Annotated in this window: 17 protein-coding genes; 6 read left to right on the forward strand and 11 right to left on the reverse strand. The window is 68.6% G+C overall.

All coding sequences use genetic code 11. The annotated features are described in order from the left end of the window. Positions 1 to 45: 45 nt before the first annotated feature. Together HMPREF2716_RS14960 and HMPREF2716_RS14965 are read right to left on the reverse strand one after the other, a co-directional pair. On the reverse strand, positions 46 to 702 hold the full coding sequence (locus HMPREF2716_RS14960; protein WP_003088567.1) for a CoA transferase subunit B: 657 nt from the start codon (positions 700 to 702) through the stop codon (positions 46 to 48). 34 nt (positions 703 to 736) lie between these two features. Beyond that, entirely contained in the window at positions 737 to 1,435 is a 699-nt protein-coding gene (locus HMPREF2716_RS14965; RefSeq protein ID WP_003088566.1) for a CoA transferase subunit A, read from the reverse strand. A gap of 131 nt (positions 1,436 to 1,566) precedes the next feature. On the opposite strand from HMPREF2716_RS14965, the gene HMPREF2716_RS14970 reads away from it, so the two are divergent. The 6 genes from HMPREF2716_RS14970 to HMPREF2716_RS14995 all read left to right on the forward strand — a co-directional run bounded on the left by HMPREF2716_RS14970 (position 1,567) and on the right by HMPREF2716_RS14995 (position 7,114). Next, entirely contained in the window at positions 1,567 to 2,487 is a 921-nt protein-coding gene (locus HMPREF2716_RS14970; protein WP_004343317.1) for a LysR family transcriptional regulator, read from the forward strand. A 67-nt stretch (positions 2,488 to 2,554) separates the two neighbouring features. Then, positions 2,555 to 4,510 carry an acetoacetate--CoA ligase gene (locus tag HMPREF2716_RS14975; RefSeq protein WP_043495082.1) on the forward strand — a complete coding sequence of 652 codons (1,956 nt, stop codon included), beginning with the start codon at positions 2,555 to 2,557 and terminating at the stop codon, positions 4,508 to 4,510. A 57-nt stretch (positions 4,511 to 4,567) separates the two neighbouring features. Then, positions 4,568 to 4,846 (forward strand): peptidylprolyl isomerase, encoded by a 279-nt coding sequence (locus HMPREF2716_RS14980; protein ID WP_003088559.1) that lies wholly within the window; start codon positions 4,568 to 4,570, stop codon positions 4,844 to 4,846. Between the two features lie 18 nt (positions 4,847 to 4,864). Beyond that, positions 4,865 to 5,221, forward strand: a complete 357-nt coding sequence (locus HMPREF2716_RS14985) for an MmcQ/YjbR family DNA-binding protein (RefSeq protein WP_003111913.1) — start codon at positions 4,865 to 4,867, stop codon at positions 5,219 to 5,221. Then, positions 5,218 to 5,781, forward strand: a complete 564-nt coding sequence (locus HMPREF2716_RS14990) for a putative glycolipid-binding domain-containing protein (protein WP_003088555.1) — start codon at positions 5,218 to 5,220, stop codon at positions 5,779 to 5,781. Before HMPREF2716_RS14985 ends, HMPREF2716_RS14990 begins: the two co-directional genes overlap by 4 nt. A gap of 124 nt (positions 5,782 to 5,905) precedes the next feature. Beyond that, positions 5,906 to 7,114, forward strand: coding sequence for an MFS transporter (locus HMPREF2716_RS14995; protein WP_019484958.1), 1,209 nt, complete (start codon positions 5,906 to 5,908; stop codon positions 7,112 to 7,114). On the opposite strand, the gene HMPREF2716_RS15000 is transcribed toward HMPREF2716_RS14995, so the two are convergent. The 9 genes from HMPREF2716_RS15000 to HMPREF2716_RS30030 form a co-directional block, all read right to left on the reverse strand. Next, the gene (locus tag HMPREF2716_RS15000; RefSeq protein ID WP_070621939.1) at positions 7,059 to 8,843 is read right to left on the reverse strand and encodes a hybrid sensor histidine kinase/response regulator; all 1,785 of its coding nucleotides are present in this window, start codon (positions 8,841 to 8,843) and stop codon (positions 7,059 to 7,061) included. The genes HMPREF2716_RS14995 and HMPREF2716_RS15000 overlap by 56 nt on opposite strands. Next, the gene (gene ercA, locus HMPREF2716_RS15005) at positions 8,827 to 9,990 is read right to left on the reverse strand and encodes an alcohol dehydrogenase-like regulatory protein ErcA (RefSeq protein WP_003088548.1); all 1,164 of its coding nucleotides are present in this window, start codon (positions 9,988 to 9,990) and stop codon (positions 8,827 to 8,829) included. The genes HMPREF2716_RS15000 and ercA overlap by 17 nt, the downstream gene beginning before the upstream one ends. 85 nt (positions 9,991 to 10,075) lie before the next feature. Beyond that, positions 10,076 to 11,902: an alpha/beta hydrolase family protein gene (locus tag HMPREF2716_RS15010; RefSeq protein WP_023084334.1), complete on the reverse strand. Its 1,827-nt coding sequence runs from the start codon at positions 11,900 to 11,902 to the stop codon at positions 10,076 to 10,078. A 4-nt stretch (positions 11,903 to 11,906) separates the two neighbouring features. Then, positions 11,907 to 13,052: a pyrroloquinoline quinone biosynthesis protein PqqE gene (pqqE, locus tag HMPREF2716_RS15015; RefSeq protein WP_003119136.1), complete on the reverse strand. Its 1,146-nt coding sequence runs from the start codon at positions 13,050 to 13,052 to the stop codon at positions 11,907 to 11,909. Next, positions 13,024 to 13,302, reverse strand: coding sequence for a pyrroloquinoline quinone biosynthesis peptide chaperone PqqD (gene pqqD / locus HMPREF2716_RS15020; protein ID WP_043495092.1), 279 nt, complete (start codon positions 13,300 to 13,302; stop codon positions 13,024 to 13,026). The genes pqqE and pqqD overlap by 29 nt, the downstream gene beginning before the upstream one ends. Beyond that, on the reverse strand, positions 13,299 to 14,051 hold the full coding sequence (gene pqqC / locus HMPREF2716_RS15025; protein ID WP_003111679.1) for a pyrroloquinoline-quinone synthase PqqC: 753 nt from the start codon (positions 14,049 to 14,051) through the stop codon (positions 13,299 to 13,301). The genes pqqD and pqqC overlap by 4 nt, the downstream gene beginning before the upstream one ends. Before the next feature lie 9 nt (positions 14,052 to 14,060). Continuing rightward, the gene (pqqB, locus tag HMPREF2716_RS15030) at positions 14,061 to 14,975 is read right to left on the reverse strand and encodes a pyrroloquinoline quinone biosynthesis protein PqqB (protein WP_070621940.1); all 915 of its coding nucleotides are present in this window, start codon (positions 14,973 to 14,975) and stop codon (positions 14,061 to 14,063) included. Positions 14,976 to 15,027: 52 nt separating this feature from the next. Further along, the gene (gene pqqA / locus HMPREF2716_RS15035) at positions 15,028 to 15,099 is read right to left on the reverse strand and encodes a pyrroloquinoline quinone precursor peptide PqqA (RefSeq protein WP_003106462.1); all 72 of its coding nucleotides are present in this window, start codon (positions 15,097 to 15,099) and stop codon (positions 15,028 to 15,030) included. A 357-nt stretch (positions 15,100 to 15,456) separates the two neighbouring features. After that, the coding region (locus HMPREF2716_RS30030; protein WP_371859581.1) for a hypothetical protein at positions 15,457 to 15,521 on the reverse strand (65 nt) is incomplete at its 5' end.

Here is a 15,521-nt window from a genome sequence, read left to right on the forward strand (position 1 = left end):
GCGGCCGGCGCCTTGCGTGGAGGCGCCGGCCGCGCGGGCCGCGATTCAGAAACTCATTTCCGGCACGTGCTCGGGGACGATCAGCTTGCCGGCGGTCTTCGCCACGATCTCCTCGACGCTGACCCCGGGGGCGCGCTCGCGGAGGATGAAGGCGCCGTCCTCGATCTCCAGGTAGGCCAGGTCGGTGAGCACCTTGCGAATGCAGCCGCAACCGGTCAGCGGCAGGGTGCAGTACGGCAGCAGCTTGGACTCGCCGTCCTTGGAGGCGTGGGTCATGGTGACGATGATGTTCTCGGCGCCGGCCACCAGGTCCATGGCGCCGCCCATGCCCTTGACCAGCTTGCCGGGGATCATCCAGGAGGCGATGTTGCCGCGCACGTCCACCTCGAAGGCACCGAGCACGGTGAGGTCGACGTGGCCGCCACGGATCATGGCGAAGGACTGCGCCGAGTCGAAGATCGACGCGCCGACGCGGGCGGTCACGGTCTGCTTGCCGGCGTTGATCATGTCGGCGTCGACTTCCGCCTCGCTGGGAAACGCGCCCATGCCGAGCAGGCCGTTCTCCGACTGGAGCATGACGTCGATGCCTTCCGGCACGTAGTTGGCCACCAGGGTCGGGATGCCGATGCCGAGGTTGACGTAGTAGCCGTCCTTCAATTCGCGCGCCACGCGCTGCGCCATCTGTTCGCGGGTAAGTGCCATCTGGGGAAACCTCTTGTCGTTGTAGCGGCCGCCGTCAGGCGCGCAGCGTGCGTTTCTCGATGCGTTTCTCGAAGCGACCCTGGATGATCCGGTCGACGTAGATGCCGGGGGTGTGGATCTGCGTCGGGTCCAGTTCGCCGGGCTCGACGATCTCCTCCACCTCGACCACCGTGATGCGCCCGGCGGTGGCGACCAGCGGGTTGAAGTTCTGCGCGGTGTGGCGATAGACGACGTTGCCGAAATGGTCGGCCTTCCAGCCCTTGACGATGGCGAAGTCGCCGGTGATGGCCGGTTCGAGGATGTAGTGGCGGCCATTGAACTCGCGCGCCTCCTTGCCCTCGGCGACCGGGGTGCCGTAGCCGGTGGCGGTGAAGAAGGCCGGGATGCCGGCGCCGCCGGCGCGGATCTTCTCGGCCAGCGAGCCTTGCGGGGTCAGTTCGACTTCCAGCTCGCCACTGAGCAGTTGTTGCTCGAACAGGGCGTTCTCGCCGACGTAGGAGGCGATCATCTTGCGGATCTGCCGGTCTTCCAGCAGCACGCCGAGGCCGAAACCGTCGACGCCGCAGTTGTTCGAGACCACCGTGAGGTCCCTGACCCCGCGCCGGCGGATTTCCGCGATCAGGTTCTCGGGAATCCCGCAGAGGCCGAAGCCCCCGGCGAGGACGGTCATGCCGTCGGTCAGGCCTTCGAGGGCCTCTTCGTAACTGCCTACTCGCTTGTCGAGTCCGCTCATGCTGCTGTGCCTCTTCCGGCTCTTGTGATTGTGCGTGCGGCAGTCTGACTGCCGGGTCGCACAGAGCTTCTCCGCTGCGGACTGATTTGTTAAGTTTGTTTTTCCAATCCATTGATGAGAAAAACAAATAAATGACCGTCAAGCAGTTGCGCGCCTTCCTCGCCGTGGCGCAGAGCCTCAGCTTCGCCCAGGCCGGCGAACGCCTGCACCTCTCCCAGCCGGCCCTGAGCCTGGCGATCAAGAGCCTTGAGGAAAGCCTCGGCGGTCCGCTGCTGGAACGTACCACCCGCAGCGTCAGCCTCACCCCCGAGGGCGAGACCCTGCTGCCGCTGGCGCTGCGCCTGCTGGCCGACTGGGACAATACCGAGGAATTGCTGCGCCAGCACTTCACCCTGCAACTGGGCAAGGTCTCCATCGCCGCCATGCCCTCCTTCGCCGGCAACCTGCTGCCGCTGGTCTTGAAGACCTTTCGCGAACGCCACCCGCGGGTCAACGTGGCGGTGCACGACGTGATCAACGAGCAGGTGCTGGAGATGGTCCGCAACCGGCGCGTCGAGCTGGGCATCGCCTTCGAGCCGGAGTCCCTGGAAAACCTCGAGTTCACCCCGTTCTACAGCGACCGCTTCGTCGCCGTGGTGCCGGCCGGCTCGCCGCTGTCCGGGCAGGAGCGGATCAGTTGGCGCGAACTGCTCGGCGAGCCCTTCATCACCCTGCAACGCCCCTCGGCGGTGCGCCTGCTCCTGGAAGAAAGCGTGGCCGCCGAGCACGGTCGCTTGCCGGTGGCGTTCGAGAGCCACCAACTGGTCACGGTCGGGCGGATGGTCGCCCAGGGACTCGGTGTCAGCGCCGTGCCGACCCTGTGCATCCAGCAGATGCAGGAACTCGGCGCGCGCTGCCTGCCGCTCTACGCGCCGCAGGTGCAGCGACGGGTCGGCCTGCTGCGGCTGAGCGAGCACAAGCTGTCCACCGCCGCCCAGGCCCTCAGCGACGTGCTGCTGCATGGCACCGACTGGCGCTCGCTGGCGCTGCCGCAGGACCAGTCCACGGAGTGAGGCAGGCAGTGGCGGGTCCGGTTATGCTTCCTGCATGTCCCGGAACAACAACAAGGACGGACACGCCATGCCCGCACCGCTCTGGAGCCCTTCCGCCGAACGCATCGCCGCCAGTCGCATGGAGGCCTTCCGGCGCTTCGTCAACCAGCGCCATGCCCTCGGCCTGGCCGACTACCCGGCGCTGCATGCCTGGAGCGTGGAACGGCGCGAGGTGTTCTGGCAGGCCATCGTCGACTTCTTCGAGGTGCGCTTCCAGCAACCGCCGCGTGCGGTCCTCGAGGAAGGCGCGCAGATGCCCTCGGCGCGCTGGTTCCCCGGCGCCACGCTGAATTTCGCCGAACACCTGCTGCGCCGCCGCGATGATGCCCCGGCGCTGATCGCGGTGAGCGAAGACGGTCGCCGCGAGGTGCTCAGCCACGCCGAACTGGCCCGTCACGTGGCGGGCCTGCAGAAGCGCCTCGCCGCCCTGGGCATAGGTCCCGGCGACCGGGTCGCCGCGCTGATGCCGAACACCTGGCAGACCGTGGTCGGCATGCTCGCCACCGCCAGCCTCGGCGCCACCTGGTCGAGCTGCTCACCGGACTTCGGCACCCAGGGCGTGATCGACCGCTTCGGCCAGATCGAACCGCGGGTGCTGATCGCCTGCGCCGGCTACCGCTACGCCGGCAAGTCGCTGGACCTGACCGCCAAGCTCAACGAGGTGCTCGCCGGCCTGCCCGGCCTGGAGCAACTGCTGGTGGTGCCCTACGACCGTCCGCAGGCGCAGCCGCAGGACTACCGCTGCCAGGCGCGAGTCGCGCTGTGGGACGGGTTCTACCAGGCCGAGGGCGAGCCGGTCTTCACCCCGGTGCCCTTCGAGCAGCCGCTGCACATCCTCTATTCGTCGGGCACCACCGGGGTCCCCAAGTGCATCGTCCATGCCACCGGCGGCGTGCTCCTGCAACATCTCAAGGAGCACGGCCTGCACACCGACCTGGGCGACGGCGACCGGCTGTTCTACTACACCACCTGCGGCTGGATGATGTGGAACTGGCTGGCCTCCGGGCTGGCGGTGGGCGCCAGCCTGGTGCTCTACGACGGATCGCCGTTCCACCCCGGCCCCGAGCGCCTGCTGGACCTCGTCGACGCCGAGGACATCGCCGTGTTCGGCGCCAGCGCCAAGTACCTGGCGGCGCTCGAGAAGGCCGGCGTGCGCCCGCGCCACAGCCACCGCCTGGACAGCCTGAGGACACTGCTCTCCACCGGTTCGCCGCTGGCCCACGAAAGCTTCGACTACGTCTATCGCGAGTTGAAGAGCGACCTCTGCCTGTCGTCGATCTCCGGCGGCACCGACATCGTTTCCTGCTTCGCCATCGGTAACCCGGTGCTGCCGGTGTGGCGCGGCGAACTGCAATGCAAGGCGCTGGGCATGGCCGTGGAAATCTGGGACGACGACGGCCGCCGCCTCGCCAGCGGCAAGGGCGAGCTGGTCTGCATCCGGCATTTCCCGTCGATCCCGCTGGGCTTCTGGAACGACCCGGATGGCGCCAGGTTCCACGACGCCTACTTCGCCAGCTTTCCCGGCGTCTGGGCCCATGGCGACTACGCCGAGGAAACCGCCCACGGCGGGCTGGTCATCCACGGCCGCTCCGACGCGGTGCTCAATCCCGGCGGCGTGCGCATCGGCACCGCGGAAATCTACCGCCAGGTGGAAAAGGTCGAGGAAGTCCTCGAGTCCATCGCCATCGGCCAGGACTGGCAGGGCGATGTGCGTGTGCTGCTGTTCGTCCGCCTGCGCGACGGCGTGCGACTCGACGAGCCGCTGCGCGAACGCATCCGCCAGACCATCCGCGCCAACGCCACGCCGCGCCACGTACCGGCGAAGATCATCCAGGTCGCCGATATCCCGCGCACCCTGAGCGGCAAGATCGTCGAGCTTGCGGTGCGCAACGTGATCCACGGCCGCCCGGTGAAGAACACCGACGCCCTGGCCAACCCGCAGGCGCTGGAGCTTTATCGCGACCTCGCCGAACTGCGCGACTGAAGCCGCGGCGAGCCTGGGCTAGAATGCGCGTTCCGTGCTACCGCAAAAGGTAATTCCATGCCCGTCGCCATGGCCCGCCACATCCTGGTCAAGACCGAAGCCGAGGCCGCGCAACTGAAGCAGCGCCTGGCCAAGGGCGAGGACTTCGCCACGCTGGCGAAGAAGCATTCGACCTGCCCGTCCGGCAAGCGCGGCGGCGACCTCGGCGAGGTGCGCCCGGGGCAGATGGTCAGGTCCATCGACAATGCCATCTTCAGGAAACCCGTGGGCGTGCTCCAGGGTCCGCTGAAGAGCCAGTTCGGCTACCATCTCCTGGAAGTGTATTTCCGCGACTGAACCGCCACCGGAGCGTCCATGACCGCCGACCAGATCGCCGCCTTCTGCCTGCAACTGCCCGGCGCCCGGGAAGACCTCAAGTGGGGTTCGAACCGGGTGTTCTCGGTGGCCGGCAACAAGATGTTCGCCATCCTCGACTTCGTCGACAAGGACGGCGGCCTGGCCTTCAAGGTCGGCAGCGAGCTGTTCCTCGGCTATGTCGACCGCCCCGGCATCCGTCCGGCGCCCTACCTGGCGCGCGCGCACTGGATCGTCATGGCCCGCCCCTACCCGATGAAGGCGGCGGAGTTGCGCGAGGCCCTGGTCCGTTCCCATCAACTGGTGGTGGCGCGCCTGCCCAAGCGCCAGCGCCTCGGCCTGGTACTCGACGCATGAGTCGCGACCGTCTGTACACCTGGGCCGGCCTGTGGCGCTCGCCGTCGTCCAGCTGGGAGGCCCTGCGCCTGGAGGACGACCAGGCGGAAAGCCAGTTGCGCGCGCCGGACGAACGCAGCGGCCTGCCCTACCAATTGGACTACCGGCTGCGCTGGGACGCCGACTGGCATCTGCGTGAGGCGGTGTTCCACGTCGAAAGCGAAACCGGGGTGCGCAAGCTGCACCTGCTCGCCGATGGCCGCGGCCACTGGCAGGACGGCGACGGCGAAGCGCTACCGGCATTCGACGGTTGCCTGGACATCGATATTTGGCCAAGCCCCTTCACCAACACCTTCCCGATCCGCCGCCTGGGCCTGGCCGATGGCCAGCGCGCGGAAATCCGCGCGCTCTACATCGAGGCCCCGGCCCTGGAGCCGCGTAGCATGCGCCAGGCATACACCCGCCTGGACGCCAGCCACTACCTCTACGAGAACCTCGAAGGCAGCGCGTTCAAAGCGGTACTGCTGGTGGACGAACAGGGCCTGGTGATCGATTACCCGGGTCTCTTCCAGCGTCTCTGAACGCGCTAGCGCCGGGCACCGCGCGTCGCCGATAGCCCGGCGAATCCGTTAGCCTGCTTTCATGCGTCATCTGCAACGGTCATCATGGCGGACCGCGACAACCCACTGCGACCGCGTTTCCCACATGTCCGTCGATATCCGCCCCACCCCGCCGGCGCAGGACAGCGCCCGGCAGAACGTCACCCTGCAGATCGTCTCGGTGGTGATGTTCACCTTCATCGGCTACCTGACCATCGGCATCCCGCTGGCGGTGCTGCCCGGCTACGTGCACGACGACCTCGGCTACGGCTCGGTGCTGGCCGGCCTGGTGATCAGCCTGCAGTACCTCGCCACCCTGCTCGCCCGGCCCTACGCCGGGCGCGTCATCGACGGCCTCGGGCCGAAGCGCGCGGTGCTCTACGGCATGGCCGGCAGCGCCGCGAGCGGGCTGTTCATGCTGCTCTCGGTGGCGATCCAGGGCTGGCCGGCGCTGAGCCTGGCCAGCCTGCTGGTCGGCCGCCTGGTACTCGGCGCGGCGGAAAGCCTGGTCGGCTCGGCGGCGATCGGCTGGGGCATCGGCCGGGTCGGCGCGCCGCACACCGCCAAGGTGATTTCCTGGAACGGCATCGCCAGCTACGGCGCCATCGCCCTCGGGGCGCCGCTAGGGGTGCTGCTGGTGCAGTGGCTGGGGCTGTGGAGCATGGGCGCGTCCATCGTCCTGCTCGGGGCGCTCGGCTTCGCCCTGGCCTGGCCGAAGTTGCCGGCGCCGCTGGTGCACGGCGAGCGACTGCCGTTCCACCATGTGCTCGGCCGGGTCACCCCGCACGGCATGGGCCTGGCGCTGGGGGCGATCGGCTTCGGTACCATCGCCACCTTCATCACCCTCTACTACGCCAGCCGTGGCTGGGCCAACGCAGTGCTCTGCCTGAGCGCCTTCGGCGGTTGCTTCATCGGCGCCCGGCTGTTGTTCGCCAATAGCATCAACCGGCTCGGCGGCTTCCGCGTGGCGATCGTCTGCCTCGGCGTCGAAAGCCTCGGCCTGCTGTTGCTGTGGAGCGCGCCGAATCCCTGGGTCGGCCTGGCCGGCGCGGCCCTCACCGGCTTCGGCTTCTCCCTGGTGTTCCCGGCGTTCGGCGTGGAAGCGGTGAACCTGGTGCCGGCTTCCAACCGTGGCGCGGCGCTGGGCGCCTACTCGCTGTTCGTCGACCTGTCGCTGGGCATCACCGGGCCGCTGGTGGGCTTCGTCGCCAACCTGTTCGGCTTCCGCTCGATGTTCCTCTTCGCCTGCCTGGCCTCGCTCAGCGGGCTGGCCCTGGCCATTGCGCTGCACCGACGCAGCCGCCGGCCAGGCTAGGACCTGCACCTTCTCCGGCGCCACGGGGAGCGCGCTGGGCCTCGCCGAGCAAGGCGCTTAACGCCGCGCGCAGCTTGCCGGGCTTCAGCGGCTTGTTGAGCAGCGGTACGCCCAGGCGGGCCAGCGCGCGGCGGCAATCGTCGCTGCGGTCGGCGGTGATCATCACCGCGGCGATCTCCGCGCCGTAGTCCTCGCGCAACGCGCCCAGCAACTGGCAACCGGTAGCGCCGTGGTCCAGGTGGTAGTCGACCAGAATCGCATCCGGCGCGCGGCCATCGAGCGCCTTGCGCGCGCCTTCCAGGTCGGTGGCGGTAAGCACCTCGCAGCCCCACTGGCCGAGCAACGCGGACATGCTGAAGAGAATCTCGGTCTCGTTGTCCACCACCAGCAGCCGCCGTCCCGGCAACGGATCGCCGGCCGAAAGCCGCGCAGTCGCCTCGCCGGGCACTGGCCGCGCCGGCTTGCGGACCAGCGGCACCTCGATGGCGAACAGCGAGCCTCGGCCTGGAGTCGAATGCACCTCGATGCGGTAGCCGAGGATGCCGGCGATACGGTCGACGATGGCCAGACCGAGTCCGACGCCACGGCGCTCGGAAGCGCGCCCGGCGTCCAGTTGGTTGAACTCGAGGAAGATCGCCTGCAACTGGTCGGCAGGGATGCCCCGGCCAGTGTCCCATACCTCCAGGCGTACCTTGCCGCCACGCCGGCGCGCGCCCAGCAGCACGCTGCCGCGCTCGGTGTAGCGGCAGGCGTTGCTGAGCAAGTTGCGCAGGATCCGCGACAGCAGGCGCGCGTCGGTGCGCACTGCCAGTCGTGGGATCCGCGCACGCAGGGCCAGGCCGGCGGCACGCGCGACTTCCTCGAACTCCGAGGCCAGCGGAGCGAGCAGTTCGTCGAGGGAATAGTCGTCCAGGTCCGGACGGATCGCGCTCTGGTCGAGCCGGGCGATTTCCAGCAGGTCGGTGAGCAAGGTCTCGGCGCCTTCCAGGGCCAGGTGGGTGCGCTCCACCAGTTGCAGTTCGGCGGCCGGCAGGCCCCGTTCGCGCAGGGTGTCGACCAGCAGCCGCGCCGCGTTGAGCGGTTGCAGCAGGTCGTGGCTGGCGGCGGCGAGGTACTTGTCCTTGCTGTGGTTGGCGGCTTCGGCGGCGTCGCGCGCCTGGCGCAACTGGCGGTTGAGCTCTTCCAGCTCGTGGGTGCGCTCGGCTACCCGCCGCTCCAGCTCCTCGTTCATGGTCTGCAGGCGCTGCTGGGCCTGGACCCGCTCGGTGATGTCGGCGACGAAACCTTCGACCAATTCTTCCTCGTCGTGCCTGAGCAGCAGGTTCATCAATACCTCGATGTGACTGCCGTCCCTGCGCCAGAGGCGCGTCTCGTAGCCGAACAGGCCGCCGCGCTCGCGCAGCAGCGCGCGGATCCGTCGCATCTCGGCCTCGCCGCCGACGAACAGTTGCCCGGCCATGTCCTCCAGCGACCAGAGCACCTGTTGCGGATCGTCGTAGCCGAGCATCTGCGCCAGCGCCGGATTGGCGGCGCGCAGCCCCTGGCCGAGGCTGGCCTGGAAGATACCGTGCACCGCGTGCTCGAACAGCCATTTGTAGCGGTTGCGCTCGGCCTCCAGCTCCTCCAGGCGCGCCAGCAGCTCCGGGTAGTGGCTCTTGCGCGCGGAGTGGCTGCCCAGGCCGAGTAACCCGGCCAGGGCCTCCTGCTGCTGCTCAGAGGGCCTCGCCATAGACCACCTCGACATCGCGCTGGCTCGACTCGCGCGGGTTGGTAAGGATGCACGGGTCCTGCATCGCGTGGCGCGAGAGGAAAGGAATGTCGGAGCTGCCGACCCCGTGCAGGGCGAGGCTCTCGTGGAAACCCACGGCGTGCTTGAAGGCGATCAGGTGGTCCACCAGGCGCTGGCGGACCTGCCCCTGGGTCAGACCGCGGCAATCGATGCCGAAGGTCTCGGCGATCACCTTGAAGCGTTCCGGCGCGGCGCTGTAGTTGAACGCCACCACGTGTTCGACCAGCGCCGCGTTGCACAGGCCGTGGGGCAGGTCGAGATAGCCGCCGAGGCTGTGCGACATGGCATGCACCGCGCCGAGGATGGCGTTGGAGAAGGCCAGCCCGGCCTGCATGCTCCCGAGCATGATCTTCTCGCGCAGGGCGATGTCGCCGGGATTGGCGATCATCTGTACCAGATTGCCATCGATCAGGCGCATCGCTTCCAGCGCGTGGGGATCGGTCAGCGGCCCGTGGCCGGTGGAGACGAACGCCTCGATGGCGTGTACCAGTGCATCGATGCCGGTACAGGCCGAAAGGAAGGGATCCATGGTCAACGTGGTTTCCGGGTCGATCAGCGAGACGTCAGGCACAACCGCCTTGCTCACCACGGAGAACTTCATGCGCTCGTCCTGGTTGGAAATGATCACGAACTGCGAGACGTCCGCCGAAGTCCCGGCGGTGGTCGGGATCAGGATCAGCGGCGGACTCGGCACCCGCAGCCGGTCGACGCCTTCGAACTCGAGGATGCTGCGGCCATGGGCGGCGACGATGCCGATGCCCTTGGCGCAATCCATCGGGCTGCCGCCGCCCACCGCGACGATCACATTGCAGCCCTCGCTGCGATAGAACTCGGCGCCGAGCATCACCTCGTCGACCCGGGGGTTGGGCGAAACGTCGGTATACAGGCAGTAGTCGATGCCCTGCCCCTCCAGGCTTGCCTGGATGTCGGCGACCCAGCCGGCGGCGAGCACGCCGGGGTCGGAGACCAGCAGGACCTTGCGCGCACCGAAGGTCTTCACGTAGTTGGCGACGCTGTGCCGGCAGCCGGCGCCGAAGATGATCTCGGGCGAGACGAATTTACGCAGTTGGCTGAGGTCGTGGCTCATCTGACAGACCATTCTTATTGTTATCGGACATTGCCGGCAGCCTACTGCATTCGTCGGTTATTGCAATGCGACCTTGGCGGCCCTTTCAATCCTCCAGCAGGCCCAGGTAGAAGCGCCATTCCGCCAGCAGCGCATGGGCGCGATTGGCCGGCTGGCGGAAACCGTGGCGCTCCTGCGGATAGCGGTGGCACTCCACGCGCACGCCGCTGCGCCGCAGGCCGGCGACCATCGCCTCGGTCTGCTCCGGCACCACCACCGCGTCGAGCCCGCCCTGGAAGAACACTACCGGCGCGCGGATACGCCCGACCTGAAGCACCGGGCTGCGCACCAGGTAGCGACGGCGCTGGCGCAGCGGGTCGCCAATCAGCCAGTCGAGGTAGTCACCCTCGAACTTGTGGGTGCAACGCGCCAGTGCCAACGGATCGCTGACCCCATAGAGACTGGCGCCGCCGCGCAGGCCATCGAGGCAAGCCAGGGCGCGCAACGCGCTGTAGCCTCCGGCGCTGGCGCCACGGACGAAGACCCGGGCGCGGTCGATCCGTCCCTCCGCGTCCAGCTGCGCCAGCGCGGCCTCGATATCGCGCAACTCCAGGCGCCCCCACTGGCCGCGCAAGCGCTGCCGATAGGCGCGGCCGTAGCCGCTGCTGCCCCGGTAGTTCAGCGCCGCCACGGCGAAACCACGCTGGGTCCAGAACTGCAGGCCGGCATCGAACGCCGGCGAATGCATCGAGGTCGGTCCGCCATGCAGCCACACCAGCAGCGGCGGTGGTCGTCGGGGATCGACGCGGCGGCGGGCATTGCGCGGCGGATAGAAGAAACCGTGGCCGTTTTCGCCGTTGCCCAGCCCATAGACGAAGGCCTGCGGATGCGACAGGTCGTCCTCCGCCAGCGGTCGCTCGCCGCCACGCAGCACCTCGACACGCAGCTCGTCGCGATGGATCGCCAGCAGCGCCGGCAGGCGCCCGGCCGCCGCCGCGATGCAGTAGAACGCCCGGGCATCCGCGGCCAGTCCGGCGAACCGGTTCCAGTCCGCGGCCAGGCGCCGCTCGCTGCCGTCCGCTTCGCGCAGGAACAGTTGCCCGCCGCCGGCCTCGACGCGACTGAGCAGCAGCCTTCCCTCTCCCAGCGGCAGGTAGCTGCAAGCGCCCAATTGCCAGGGCGCGCCAGCGTAGTCGGCATCGGCGAAGCGGCCGGCCAACGCTACCTCGGCGCAGGGACGCCACCAGCCGTCGCGGTCGCTCAGCCAGTGAAGGCGGCCGGCGGGATCGAAGCGTGGTTGCTGGATCGACTCGCCGCCTCCGGCTCCGGCCAGGCAGCGCGTACGCCCATTCTCCGCCAGGCCCAGGCGGGTCTCGGTCCAGGGCTGGTGCGGACGGTCCCATTCGATCCAGGCCAGCCGCCGCCCCTGGCCGGCGGCACGCGGCGCGGCGTAGAAATCGGCGCCCTCGACCAGCACCCGGCGCGCGCCATCGGCGTCCAGGCGCACGATGCGATGCACGACCCCGGTCGGCCCATGGCTCTCTTCCACCGCCAGCAGGGCATCCCAGGCATCGACGTAGGCCAGGTCGCCGTAGCGACACTGCGCCCCGCCGCCCAGCACTTGGGCTGCGCGGCCCGCTCGCCAGCGGCGTACCTGCTGGTCGGTTTCGTCGACCCAGGCCAGCCCGTCGAGCGTCACGCAGCAGGCGCCGCCGCCGTACTCGTAGACCCGGCTGCGCACCGAGCCGTCCGGCGCGGTGGGCTCCTCCAGCACGCCGTCGCGCCACAGGTACAGGCGCGAGCGCGCGCTGGCCGGATCGAATTCCACCCAGGCCAGCCCGCCATGGGCCGCCTTCAGCTCGCTGAAATCGCGCCCGGCGGCCACCGCGCGCTCGGCGCTCCAGTCGCTCGGCCAGTCGCCGTAGTCGACCATTGCCTCAGGCCTTGCAGATCAGGCGTGACGCGCGCTGGTTGCGCCAGGTCAGCGCGTCCAGGCCAAGCGGCGCCTCCTCGGCCTGGCGACGGGCCGCGAGGATCAGGTCGTGCCGTGCCGACTTGGCGCAGACCGGGTCGGTGGCGTCGGCATCGCCGGTGAGGAGGAACGCCTGGCAGCGGCAGCCGCCGTGGTCCCTCTCCTTCTCCTCGCAGGAACGGCAGGGTTCGGGCATCCAGGCGTCGCCGCGGTAACGGTTGAAGCCGAACGATTCGTACCAGATGTGGCGCAGGCTGTGCTCGCGCACGTTGGGAAACTGCACCGGCAATTGCCGCGCGCTGTGACACGGCAGCGCGGTGCCGTCGGGGGTGATGTCGAGGAATACGCTGGCCCAGCCGCCCATGCAGGCCTTCGGCCGTTCCTCGTAGTAGTCGGGGGTGACGAAGATCAGCTTGCACGGGTTGCCTTCGGCGGCCAGCCGCTGGCGGTATTCGGCGGTGATCCGCTCGGCGCGCTCCAGTTGGGCGCGGGTCGGCAGCAGCCCGGCACGGTTCAGCGCGGCCCAGCCGTAGAACTGGCAAGTGGCGAGTTCGACGTAATCGGCTTCCAGCTCGATGCACAGCTGGATGATCCGCTCGATGTTGTCGATGTTGTGCCGGTGGGTGACGAAGTTGAGCACCATCGGATAGCCGTGCGCCTTCACCGCGCGGGCCATCGCCAGTTTCTGGGCGAAGGCCTTGCGTGAGCCGGCGAGCAGGTTGTTCACTTCTTCGTCGGCGGCCTGGAAGCTGATCTGCACGTGGTCCAGCCCGGCCTCGGCGAAGCGCGCCAGGCGTGCCTCGTCGAGGCCGATGCCGGAGGTGATCAGGTTGGTGTAGAAGCCCAGGCCGCGCCCTGCCTCGATCAGTTCGGCGAGGTCCTGGCGCAGCAGCGGCTCGCCGCCGGAGAAACCGAGCTGTGCGGCGCCCAGCTCGCGGGCCTGGCGGAACACCTCGATCCATTCCGCGGTACTCAGCTCGGCGCCCTCGCGGGCGAATTCCAGCGGGTTCGAGCAGTACGGGCACTGCAACGGACAGCGATAGGTCAGCTCGGCCAGCAGCCAGAGCGGCGGCCCCACGCTTTCACTGCAGCTCGATCCAGAATTGCGCATGGGCCACCTCGAGGAACGCCAGGATGTCTTCGTCTATGCCGGGGACTTCGGGGAAACGCTCGCACAGCGCCGCGACGATGGCCGCCACGTCGCGGCGGCCATCGACCAGCTTGAGGATTTCCCCGGCGCTGTCGTTGAGCTTGACCATGCCTTCGGGGTAGAGCAGCACATGGCAGTCCTGGGCCGGTTCGAACTGGAAGCGGAAGCCCCGGCGCAGCATCGGCACGCTGTCGAGCGACGGCAGGCTCATGATGCCAGCCCCCGATGCCAGACCCGCTCGCGGGTCACCGTATGGTACGGCGGGCGTTCGAGTTCGTAGGCCATGCTCATCGCGTCGAGCATGCTCCACAACACGTCCAGCTTGAATTGCAGGATATCCAGCATGCGTTCCTGTGCCTCGCGGGTCCGATAGTGCTCCAGGGTGATCCGCAGGCCGTGCTCGACGTCGCGCCGGGCCTGGGCCAGGCGACTGCGGAAATACTCGTAGCCGGCCGCCTCGATCCACGGATAGTGGCGCGGCCAGCTGTCCAGCCGCGACTGGTGGATCTGCGGGGCGAAGAGTTCGGTCAGCGAACTGCTCGCCGCCTCCTGCCAACTGGCGCGACGGGCGAAGTTGACGTAGGCGTCGACGGCGAAGCGCACGCCGGGCAGCACCCGCTCTTCGGAGAGCACCTGCTCGCGCTCCAGGCCCACCGCTTCCGCCAGGCGCAGCCAGGCCTCGATGCCGCCCGCCTCGCCGGGGGCGCCGTCGTGGTCGAGGATGCGCTGGATCCACTCGCGGCGGACCTCGCGGTCGGGACAGTTGGCCAGGATCGCCGCGTCCTTCAGCGGGATGTTGACCTGGTAGTAGAAACGGTTCGCCACCCAGCCCTGGATCTGTTCGCGACTGGCACGGCCCTCGTACATCGCGACATGGAACGGATGGTGGATATGGTAGTAGCGTCCCTTGTCGCGCAGCGCCCGTTCGAATTCGGCGCGATCCATGGCGGCACGGCTCATGTTGGCCCCCTACAGCTGGATGTGCATGCCATCCCAGGCCACTTCGATGCCACTGGCATCCAGTTCGGCGCGTTCTGCCGAAGCGGTGTCGAGGATGGGATTGGTGTTGTTGATGTGGATGAGCACCTTGCGCGCGGCCGGCACCTTCGCCAGCACCTCGAGCATGCCGCCCGGCCCGCTCTGCGCCAGGTGCCCCATCTGCCGGCCGAGCTTGTCGCCGACCTCGCAGACCAGCATCTCGTCATCGCGCCAGAGCGTACCGTCCACCAGCAGGCAGTCGGCGCGGCGCATCCATTCGAGCAGCGCCTCGTCCACCTCGCCGAGGCCCGGCGCATAGAACAGGGTACCGGCGCTATCGAGGTCCTCAACGAACAGGCCGATGTTGTCGCCCGGATGGGGGTCGCCGCGATGCGGGGAATACGGCGGCGCGCTGCTGCGCAGGGGGATCGCGGTGAAGCGCAGGCGCGGACAGGCCGGAATGGCGAAAGGCTCGCCATCGAGGGCGATCGGCCGATGGCGCAGGCCGCCGTTCCAGTGGGAAAGCATGGGGAACAGCGGGAAGCCTTCGCTGAGGTCCTGGTGGACCATCTGCGTGCACCAGACTTCGTGCGGGCAGCCTTCGCGCAGGCTGAGCAGGCCGGGGGTGTGGTCGATCTGGCTGTCGAGCAGGACGATCGCGCCGATCGCCGTATCGCGCGGCCGACGCGCCGGCTGGAGGGCCGGGAAGGCGGCGATCTGGGCACGGATGTCGGGCGAGGCGTTGCAGAGGATCCAGCGCTCGCCGTCGTCGGACAGGGCGATGGAGGATTGCGTGCGTGGCTGGGCCGCTACGCTGCCGTCGCGGACTCCGCGACAGTTGCGGCAGTTGCAGTTCCACTGGGGGAAGCCGCCGCCGGCGGCCGAACCGAGAATACGGATGTGCATGGGTCTGCCCCGCGGGCTGGAGGGAGGCCCCGGAAGACCGGGGCCGAACGGATCAGCGGTTGGCGAAGTAGAGGGTCACTTCGAAACCGAGACGCAGGTCGGTGAAGCTGGGCTTGGTCCACATGGGGTCGATCCTCTCTGGTGGGGCCGGGCGATTCCGGCAGGTCGAGTTAAACATCAGCGGGGCTCGCTCCGAATGAGACTTTCGAAGGAGTTTTCCCCCTGATTTGGTAGGGACTGCCTGTCCCGCCCAAGGTTCGCCGGGAGAACGCCGTTGCGCCCCCCTGGTTCGCCCTGGTGCAGGGCAGAAGCCTAGTCCATGCAGGGGCGGCGGCGAGGCGAAAAAAAAGACGCGGCCAGGGCCGCGTCGCGCCAGAACCCGCCATGGGGAAAGCCGCGTCGGGACGCGGGACGAGCGCACCCGCAGGTGCCTTGGCGGAAAGGCCGCGGGTCGGAGCGATCCGCGGCGGCTGAGGACCGCTCAGAAGAAGCCCAGCGGGTTGATGTCGTAGCTCACCAGCAGGTTCTTGGTCTGCTGGTAGTGGT

The sequence above is a fragment of the Pseudomonas sp. HMSC076A11 genome (genome assembly GCF_001810205.1).
Classification (GTDB): Bacteria; Pseudomonadota; Gammaproteobacteria; order Pseudomonadales; family Pseudomonadaceae; genus Pseudomonas; species Pseudomonas aeruginosa.